This window comes from Thermoanaerobaculia bacterium (assembly GCA_018057705.1).
Taxonomy (GTDB): Bacteria; Acidobacteriota; Thermoanaerobaculia; order Multivoradales; family JAGPDF01; genus JAGPDF01.
The window spans coordinates 1969-10576 of sequence record JAGPDF010000107.1; the positions used below are offsets into that span (position 1 = coordinate 1969).

8 protein-coding genes are annotated in these 8608 nt (G+C 72.4%); 6 read left to right on the forward strand and 2 right to left on the reverse strand.

Annotated features, from left to right (window positions below; all coding sequences use genetic code 11):
* The coding region (locus tag KBI44_19950) for a universal stress protein (protein MBP9146755.1) at positions 1-380 on the reverse strand (380 nt) is incomplete at its 3' end.
* A gap of 168 nt (positions 381-548) precedes the next feature.
* Between KBI44_19950 and KBI44_19955 the strand changes: the two genes are divergently transcribed.
* The 5 genes from KBI44_19955 to KBI44_19975 are packed head-to-tail and all read left to right on the forward strand — an operon-like array spanning position 549 to position 7576.
* A complete protein-coding gene (locus KBI44_19955; protein ID MBP9146756.1) occupies positions 549-1226 on the forward strand; it encodes a UDP-2,3-diacylglucosamine diphosphatase in 678 nt (225 codons plus the stop codon).
* Positions 1227-1235: 9 nt separating this feature from the next.
* Positions 1236-2057, forward strand: a complete 822-nt coding sequence (locus tag KBI44_19960) for an MBL fold metallo-hydrolase (protein ID MBP9146757.1) — start codon at positions 1236-1238, stop codon at positions 2055-2057.
* Between the two features lie 19 nt (positions 2058-2076).
* Entirely contained in the window at positions 2077-3363 is a 1287-nt protein-coding gene (aroA, locus tag KBI44_19965) for a 3-phosphoshikimate 1-carboxyvinyltransferase (protein MBP9146758.1), read from the forward strand.
* Complete coding sequence (locus KBI44_19970; protein ID MBP9146759.1) at positions 3360-6635, forward strand: sigma 54-interacting transcriptional regulator; 3276 nt, start codon at positions 3360-3362, stop codon at positions 6633-6635. The genes aroA and KBI44_19970 overlap by 4 nt, the downstream gene beginning before the upstream one ends.
* Positions 6632-7576, forward strand: coding sequence for an ABC transporter permease (locus tag KBI44_19975; protein MBP9146760.1), 945 nt, complete (start codon positions 6632-6634; stop codon positions 7574-7576). The genes KBI44_19970 and KBI44_19975 overlap by 4 nt, the downstream gene beginning before the upstream one ends.
* Here the strand turns inward: KBI44_19975 and KBI44_19980 are convergent.
* A complete protein-coding gene (locus tag KBI44_19980) occupies positions 7546-8049 on the reverse strand; it encodes a GAF domain-containing protein (GenBank protein ID MBP9146761.1) in 504 nt (167 codons plus the stop codon). The genes KBI44_19975 and KBI44_19980 overlap by 31 nt on opposite strands.
* 32 nt (positions 8050-8081) lie before the next feature.
* Here KBI44_19980 and KBI44_19985 point away from each other — a divergent pair.
* Positions 8082-8608 (forward strand): ABC transporter permease (locus KBI44_19985; GenBank protein MBP9146762.1); only part of this gene is annotated, 527 nt, incomplete at its 3' end.

The following is an 8608-nucleotide window of genomic DNA, read 5'->3' on the forward strand; positions in this document are numbered from 1 at the left end:
CGCGCGATCCGCGAGCCACTCTCCGCAGGCCCGACGACGATCAGCCCGGCGTCGAACCGCTTGGCCGCTTCCTCGAGGGCCAGGGCCGGCGGTGCTGGAGTCAGGCGGAACCCGGCAAGCTCTCCGGGTCGTGCGCCGACCCGCTCGGCCTGGGCTACGAGGGCGCGCTCGAGGGCCGCTTCGTGGTCCGCCAGCAGCTCGTCGCTCGCCCAGGCCACAGGAAACGGGTCCCCGATGTAGGGCATCGGCGGCACATAGGCGTGCACGACTTCGAGCTGCGCACCCACCAGGCGGGAAAAGGCGATCGCGCTCGCCAGGACGCCGTCGCTCTGCGCGGCGAGGGAGCTTCCGACGACGATTCTGCTGAGGCGCTGGATCATGGGGACCTCCTCGGAGAGAGGCAGGAGACGGCAGGACGACGAGGCGTCCTGCCTGATCCAGTGTAGGGGTGCCTGCGAGGGGCGGACACACCCCGTACGCGGGGCGTGTCCCGCCCCGCCGGGCGGGGCGCTATCCTAGAGCCAGGACCGGAAGGAGAGAGAATCGCGATGAGAGTCGCCGTCGTTGCGGATGCACATCTGGGCGGACCCGGGGGCGAAGCGCAGCCGCTCGTCGACCAGCTGTTGCGGCTCCCAGGAGAGGGCGCAGGCCGTCTGGTGCTCCTGGGCGACCTCTTCCAGGCCTGGGTCGGTTTTCATCAGTACGAGACGCCGGGCATCCGGCGCTTCGTCGACGCCATTGCGACGCTGCGCCGGCAGGGCTTGCGCGTCGACTATGTCGAAGGCAACCGCGACTTTTTTCTCGCCGAGGGCCCCTATCGAGGGAGCTTCGACTCGGTCGGCGTCGAATGCGCCTTCGAGGCCGGCGGCGTGCGCTACCTCGCGGTGCACGGCGACGGACTGAACGACCGCGACCGGCAGTACCTGGCCTGGCGCTGGCTGTCGAAGAGCGGGGCGGTCCGGATGGTGATTCGCGGCGTGCCGCGCCGGGTGGTCGGCAGGCTCGTGGATGCCGCCGAGCGCCGGCTCTCGCGCACCAACTTCAAGCACAAGGCGGAGGTCCCGGAGGTGCCGATTCGCCGCTTCGGCACGCGGCGACTGGCCGAGGGGCACGATGTTCTCCTGCTCGGCCACTTTCACGAGCCGCGCACCTACCTCGTGCCGGGCGGGGAGATCCGTCTGCTCGACGCCTGGTTCCGGAGCCGACGGGTCGAATGGCTCGGATAGACTTTTTCCATGTCCACGATCGCCGGTCCCGTTCCGGCCCAAGCGCTGCGAGGACCGAGTCTCCCGGCGCTGCGCCTGACGATGCTCGGCAGCGGCACCTCGACCGGCGTGCCGGTGATCGGTTGCGACTGCGCCGTCTGCCGCTCGGAAGATCCGCGCAACCGTCGAATGCGGCCGGGGCTGCGGCTGGAGGTCGCCGGCGGCTCGATGATCATCGACACCTCGCCCGATTTCCGCGAGCAGGCGCTGCGTTTCGGAATCGACAAGGTGGACGCCGTGCTCTACACCCATTCCCACGCCGACCATGTCTTCGGTCTCGACGATCTCAGGATCTTCAACTTCCGCCAACGCGGGTCGATTCCCTGTTTCGGCTCCGCCGAGACCATGGGCCGGATGCGGCAGATCTTCACCTACGTCTTCGAGGGCGGGCAGGAGGGCGGCGGCAAGCCTCGGCTCGAGCTCAATGCGGTGCGGGCCCCGTTCGATCTGCTGGGCGAGCGCGTCGTCCCGGTGCCGGTGGGCCACGGCGAGATGGAGGTCTTCGGCTTCCGGGTCGGCCGGTTCGCCTGCGTGACCGACGTCAACTTCATCTCCGAGGAGAGCTTCGGCCTGCTCGCCGGCGTCGAGCTGCTGGTGCTCTCGGCCTTGCGCTACCGGCCGCATCCGACGCACTTCAGCCTTGCGGAGTCGATCGCGGTGGCCCAGCGCATCGGTGCCCGCCGCACCCTGCTGACCCACATCGCGCACGACATCGACCACGGCCGGCTGCTGCTCGACCTTCCTCCCGGCATCGAGCTCGGCCATGACGGGCTCGTGGCCACCGTCGATTGAGCCCGGATCGGCGGGCTCGATGATCGAGATACCCGCTGGCCGGCGGGCCTCCGGCCGCCTGCGCCCGCCCTCGTCGAAGAGCCTGACCCATCGCGCCCTGGCGCTCGCCCTGCTGTCACGGCAGCGGACCGTCGTCCGGCAGCCGCTCGCGGCGGAGGACACCGACCTGTTTCTCGGCGCGCTCGCGACGCTGGGCTTTCACTGTGAGCGGACATCTGGAGACGCCGAGGCTGTCGTGATCACCCCGCCGGAGCGGCTGCCGCGCGCAGCGACGATCGCCTGTGGCAACGCCGGGACGATGTTCCGTTTCCTGGTGGCGATCGCAGCGACGCTTCCCGGGAGCTTCCGCATCGACGGCATCGCGCGGCTGCGCGAGCGCCCGATTCGCCCGCTCACGCGCGCCCTGCAGAGCCTCGGAGTCGCGATCGACTTCGAAGGCGAGGAGGGCCATGCGCCTCTCGTGGTGCACGGCGGCCGTCTGCCGGGAGGCCGCGTGCGCCTCGACGCCTCGGCCTCGAGCCAGTACCTGTCGGCGTTGCTGCTCGCCGGGCAGTGCGCCGAGAGTCCCCTCGAGGTCGAGGTGGCGGAGCTCGCTTCCGCGCCCTACGTCGGGCTGACCCTCGACATGATCGAGCGCTTTGGAGGCCGGGTCGAAACGGTGGCGGACCGCCGCTGGATCGCGCGCCCGGGAGGATTGCGCGGCGGTGACGTCGAAATCGAAGCCGACTTTTCGGCCGCGGCCTATCCGGCGGCTGCGGCGGCGGTGAGTGGCGGAACGGTGCGGATCGACGGCGCCGCGCGGAGCTCTCGGCAGGGCGACCGGCGCCTGTTCGATCTCCTCGCGGAGATGGGAGCGAAGGTCTCGTGGAGCGCCGACGGGGCGACGGTCGAGGGCGGCTCCGCCCTGACCGCCGTCGATGCCGACCTCGGCGACATTCCCGACCAGGTGCCGACGCTCGCGGCGCTGGCCCCGTTCGCGCGCGGCACGACGCGCATTCGCAACGTCGCCCATCTGCGCATCAAGGAAAGCGACCGCCTGGCGGCGATGACCTGCGAGCTCCGCCGCGCCGGCGCCGAAGTCGAGGAGCTCCCGGACGGACTGGTCATCCCTGGCCGGTGGGCGGAGCGTGCGCCCCCGGACTCCTCCGTCGTTGTCGACCCGCACGGGGACCACCGCATCGCGATGGCGATGGCGCTCGTCGGCCTGCGCCGCCCCAACCTTGCGATTTCCGATCCGGCCTGCGTCGGGAAGTCCTATCCCGGCTTCTGGCTCGACCTCGGACGGCTGCTCGCGGGCGGCGCATGAGCTCGGGCGCCGAGCGCCTGGAGCATCCGGCCTTCGTGCCGGCGACCGGTCGGCCAATCGACGCCGCGGCCTGTACCGACCGCGCCAAGCTCGGCGTGCTGTTGCAGGGTGCGGCGGTGCTCTCGCTCTGTGACGGTGCCGGCTGGTCGCTCGTCCGGGGTTGGGAGAGCGCCGCAGTCGACGGCTGCGGCAGGCTCTCCGGGCTCGAGGCGCGGCCGGGCCGAGACTCCCGGCCGGCTCAGGAGAAGCTGCGGGAGCTCCTCCTGCGGCTCTTCCGGGCGAAAACCCGGGTGGCCGGCCGCGGCGAGGGGCGGAGCGCGGCCCGGGAGCTCCTGACGGCGTGGGAAGGGGCGCTGGCGCCGATGTCCTCCGACGAGGCGGTGGGCCGCATTCTCGCGGCCGCGGAGTTTCTCTGGGAGCCCGAGTTCAGCTTCGTTCACCAGGCGTTGCGCGGCGGCGTGGTGCGCGAGGGCGTCGTGCACTCTCGTGTCGCCGGGCCGGCCGCGGTGCGTCAACGGCTCTTCGGACCGTCCCGACACGACGGTCCGTCCGGCTCGTCGGCCTCGCCCGGCAGCGCCGAGGCCCGGGCTCCCCTCGCCTCCCGTCCCTCCGCCTCCGACCTGTGGCGCCAGGCCGAGGCGCTCTTTGCGCTGGGGCGCTTCGAGCAGACGAAATTCCTGCTCGCCGGGCGGGAGGACAGCGCAGCGCTCGGCCTCCGCGGCGCCTGCTGCCTGCTGCTCGGCGAGCTCGCCGCAGCGCGGGAGATCGTCCACGCGCTGGCAGCCCGGCCGCTGACCGGCGCCGAGCGCATCGCCGCAGGCGACCTGGCGCTGCGCGTCCTGGCGCTCTCCGGCGAACCGGACGGCGCCGCCGACTGGGCGGCCGCAGCGCTCGCGCGGGCCCGTTCGCCCGTGTCCCGGGCCTTGGCCCATCTTCTGGGCGCCACCGCGGCGCTCGATCGCGGCGACCGGGCGGGAGCGGCCCGGCACTTCGCGGGCGCCCGTCCCGAGGCGGCGAATCCGCGCGTTGCACGGCACTGGCACGAGGCCCGCGTCTGGCAAGCGCTCGGCGACTCCGACGGCGCGGCGGTCGTCGAGCACTCCCGGGCCTTGTTCGCCTCGCGACGCGCGTTGCGGCGATTCGAGGCCGGCCGGGCGTGGAACAACCTCGGGCTCGGGCACCTGACGCTCGGCGACTTCGCGCGCGCCGAACGCGCTTTTCAGCATTCGGCGCGCCTTCTGCGGCTCTGCGACGGACCGCTCGCGGTAACGCTGGCGCAATGGAACCTCGCGGAAGTCCGGCTGCGCTCGGGCAAGCTTCTCGAGGTCGAAACGATCCTGCGCGCCTCGATGTCGCACAATCGCAGGAGTGGCAACCGGCGCGGTTTGACCGTGGACGAGGCCCTCTGGCTCCGGCTCGAGCTCGTGCGCGGTCGTCCAGAGGTGGCGGTGGAGCGTTGCCGCCGCTGGCTCGCGGAGCAGGAGAGGTTGGGACTCGACTACCATCGGCCCCAGCTCGCCGTGCTTGCGGCGCGGGCTTGCGGCTGGTTGGAACGGCCCGGCGAAGCCGCCGGCTGGCTCGAGTGGGTGGACGCCGCCGGACTCGGCGAGCTCGAGGCCGAGGAGGTCCCGGCCCTGTTCGCACTCGCCGGCAGACTCGACGAGGCTCGCCTTCGGGCGCGCGACGGAGCGTTCGCCGCGTTCTGGCTGCCGGTTCTCGCTGGCGAAGCGCCGCCCGCTGCAGCGTTCGCGACGAACGGCGGTCTCCCGGCCGCCGGCGCCGCCGCCGCGCTCGGCTCGCTGCCGCCGTTTCGCCGGGCGCGGCTCCTCCTCGATCTCGAGCTCGCGCTTCCGGGAGCCGTACCCCGGGAGCACCGGGAAGCGGCCGCAGAGCTGTTCCGGCAGCTCGGTGCCGCGCGCTATGCGGCGATCCTGGCGCGCGGCGAGGTCCGACTGTGGACGGCGCTGCGCGACTACGCCCTGCAACCGCCGGGCGATCGCGCCGCCCTCGGCGAGCTCTTTCGCAGCGTCGGCGCGCCCGAGGCCGAGCTCGTCTGGCACGGGCCGTCGGGCGACCTGCGCTGGATCGAAGGCAGCGCGCCGCACGATGCGGTCGCCGAGGAGCTGATCGCCGAGCGCGCCGGCGGCCTGCTGCGGCTGCGCGTGGCGCGGGTCGACGAGGTTCTGCGGGCGATCTTCGCCCTGCTGTTGCGCGAGCTGCCGGAGCCGCGGGTGGCGCTCGGGCGAGAACCGGCGCCGGCCGGCGGCGGTGCCGGCGAGGGCGCCTTGGCGGCCGGAGGCTGGATCGGCAAGAGCCCGCTCCTCGCTGCCGCGCTCGAGCGGCTGCGGCAGTTCGCGCCGAGCGACATGCCGGTCCTCCTGCTCGGCGAGAGCGGCTCGGGCAAGGAGCTCGCGGCGCGGGAGGTCCGGCGCGCGAGCGCGCGCGCCGGCGCGCCCTGGGTGCCGGTGAATTGCGCCGCGCTGTCGGAAACGCTGCTGCTGTCGGATCTCTTCGGTCACGCGCGCGGGGCGTTCACCGGCGCCGACCGGGCGCGGGCCGGCGTCTTCGAGACTGCCAACGGCGGCACGGTCTTCCTCGACGAGATCGGCGACCTGCCACCCGTCGCCCAGGGGAATCTCCTGCGCGTGCTGCAGGAGGGAGAGGTCCGCCGGCTCGGCGAATCGACGGCGCGCCGAGTGGACGTGCGCCTGGTCGCCGCGACCCACCGCGACCTCGACGCCATGGTGCGCGACGGCAGGTTTCGCCAGGACCTCTACTACCGGCTCAAGGTCTGCACCGTCACGCTGCCGCCACTGCGTGAGCGCGGCGGGGACGTGATGCTGCTCGCCGAGCACTTCGTCGCTGCCGAGAGCCGTCGGCGCGAACGGCCGCAGCTGCATCTCGCCGCCGACGCGCGCCGCGCCCTCGAGGCGCACCGCTGGCCGGGCAACGTCCGCGAGCTGGCGCACTCCCTTCAGGCGGCATCCGCGCTCGCCGGAGACGGGCCGATCCGCGCCGCGATGCTCGACCTGGGCGCACCGTCGGGGGAGGTGCGAGAGCGCGCGACGAGCGCTTATCACCAGGAGCTCGACGACTTCCGTCGCGGATTGCTGCTCCGGGCGCTCCGCGCCGCAGGAGGCAATCGCGCCGAGGCCTCCCGCCGCCTCGGCCTGTCGCGCCAGGCGCTCTCCTATCTGGTGCTCCATCTCGGGCTCGACGACGAGATCGGAACGGTTGGCACCGCGGGCTCCTTCGCGGGCGGCAGAGATTGATCGGCTACCTCGTCCGCCGCCTCGCGCAAGCGGTCCCGGTCACGCTCGCGGTGGCGACGCTGGTCTTCGCGCTGATTCATCTCATCCCGGGAGATCCGGTCGAGATGATGCTCGGCGAGGGTGCGCAGGCGGCCGACGTCACGGCGCTGCGCGCCCGGCTCGGCCTCGACCGGCCGCTCCTCGAGCAGTACACCGGGTTCATCGCCGGGCTGTTGCGCGGCGATCTCGGCACTTCGCTGCACTTCGGCGAGCCGGTGGCGAGGCTCATCGCCCGGCACTACCCGGCGACCGCGGCGCTGGCTTTCGCAGCCCTGGCCGCCGCGCTCGCCATCGCCCTGCCGCTCGGCATGCTCGCCGCCTACCACCGCGATGGTTGGATCGACCGGTTGGCCCGCCTCTTTTCGCTCGCCGGGGTGTCGATCCCGAATTTCTGGCTCGGACCTGTCGCGATGCTCCTGTTCTCGATCCAGCTCGATCTGCTGCCGGTCTCGGGGCGCTCGGGCTGGCAGAGCCTGGTGCTGCCGGCCGCCACTCTGGGCCTCGCGCTGGCGGCGCTGCTGACGCGCATGGTGCGCTCGGCGGTCGGGGCCGAGCTCGGCCGCCCGTACCTCGTCACGGCGCGCGCCAAAGGGATCTCGCGCTCCCGAGTCGCCCTGCTGCATGCGCTCAAGAACGCGATGATCCCGGTCGTCACGGTGGTCGGCCTGCAGTTCGGAGCGCTCCTGACCGGCGCGATCCTCACCGAGACGATCTTCTCGTGGCCCGGACTGGGCAGGCTCCTCATCCAGGCCATCCGCCTGCGCGACTATCCGCTGGTGCAGGGCTGCGTGCTGCTGATCTCGGTGACCTACGTGCTGGTGAATCTCGCGACCGACCTGCTCTATGCCTGGCTCGATCCGCGTATCCGGCTTCAGGAGGCGAAGGCGGAGGCAGGCCGATGAGTCAGGCGTGGAGAAAGGGTCCGGACGAGCTTCTCGAGCCCGGCAAGGTCGTCGGCATCGAAGTTCGCCGGCAGGTGGGAGTCGACGTCGAGCACCGCCGCGACCTCGCCGCGCTGATCGAGGACCGGCACGACGATTTCCGACTGTGCGCCCGCGTCGCAGGCGATGTGGCCGGGGAAGGCGTGCACATCGGGTACCAGCTGCGTGCGGCGCTCGCGGGCGGCGGCGCCGCAGACGCCGCGCGCGAAAGGAATCTCCAGGCAGCCGAGAGGGCCCTGGTAGGGACCGATCCGCAGGAGCTCGGGGCCGACACGGCGGTAGAAGCCGGCGAAGCTCACGCCCGGAACGCGCTCGTAGATCAGGCATGCCACCGTCGCCATGGCGGCGATCGCATCGTCGATTCCGGCGAGCGTCGCCTCGAGGTCGGCGATCAGTGGGTCGTAGATTCCGGCGCGCGAGGGGGCTCCGCTCATGGCGCCATCGTACCAAGGGCGCGGCAGCTCTCGTGACGAAGCGTCTGCGTCTTGCCGGTGCGGCGGTGGCGATCCTCCTCCTGGTGGCGCTCTTCGGCCCGCTGATCGCGTCGCACGGACCGGTCGACCAGAATCTCGAACGCCGCCTCGAGGGTCCGACGCGCGCCCATCCGTTCGGTCTCGACGAGCTCGGCCGGGACATCCTGTCGCGTCTCCTCTGGGGAGCTCGCGTGTCGATGCTGGTCGGCTTCACGGTCGTCGGCTCGGCGACTCTTCTCGGCCTGTTCCTCGGTGCGCTCGCCGGCACGCTGGGTGGCCGCGTGGACGCGCTGCTCATGCGGTTGCTCGACGTCTTCCTGGCATTTCCCGGGATCCTGCTGGCGATCGCCCTGGTGGCGGTGCTCGGACCGGCGCTCTCGCACGTCATCCTGGCCCTGGTGGCGATCGGCTGGGTGGGCACCGCGCGCCTGGTTCGCGGCCAGATCCTGCAGCTCAAGGAGCAGGAGTTCGTCCTCGCGGCGCGCGCCGGCGGCGTCTCGTTCGCGCGCCTGGTGCTGCG

Bases quoted from the DNA above. Each gene is read 5' to 3' on its own strand.
- KBI44_19955 (MBP9146756.1), top strand. From the start codon at position 549: ATGAGAGTCGCCGTCGTTGCGGATGCACATCTGGGCGGACCCGGGGGC.
- KBI44_19960 (MBP9146757.1), top strand. From the start codon at position 1,236: ATGTCCACGATCGCCGGTCCCGTTCCGGCCCAAGCGCTGCGAGGACCG.
- aroA (MBP9146758.1), top strand. From the start codon at position 2,077: ATGATCGAGATACCCGCTGGCCGGCGGGCCTCCGGCCGCCTGCGCCCG.
- KBI44_19970 (MBP9146759.1), top strand. From the start codon at position 3,360: ATGAGCTCGGGCGCCGAGCGCCTGGAGCATCCGGCCTTCGTGCCGGCG.
- KBI44_19980 (MBP9146761.1), bottom strand. From the start codon at position 8,049: ATGAGCGGAGCCCCCTCGCGCGCCGGAATCTACGACCCACTGATCGCC.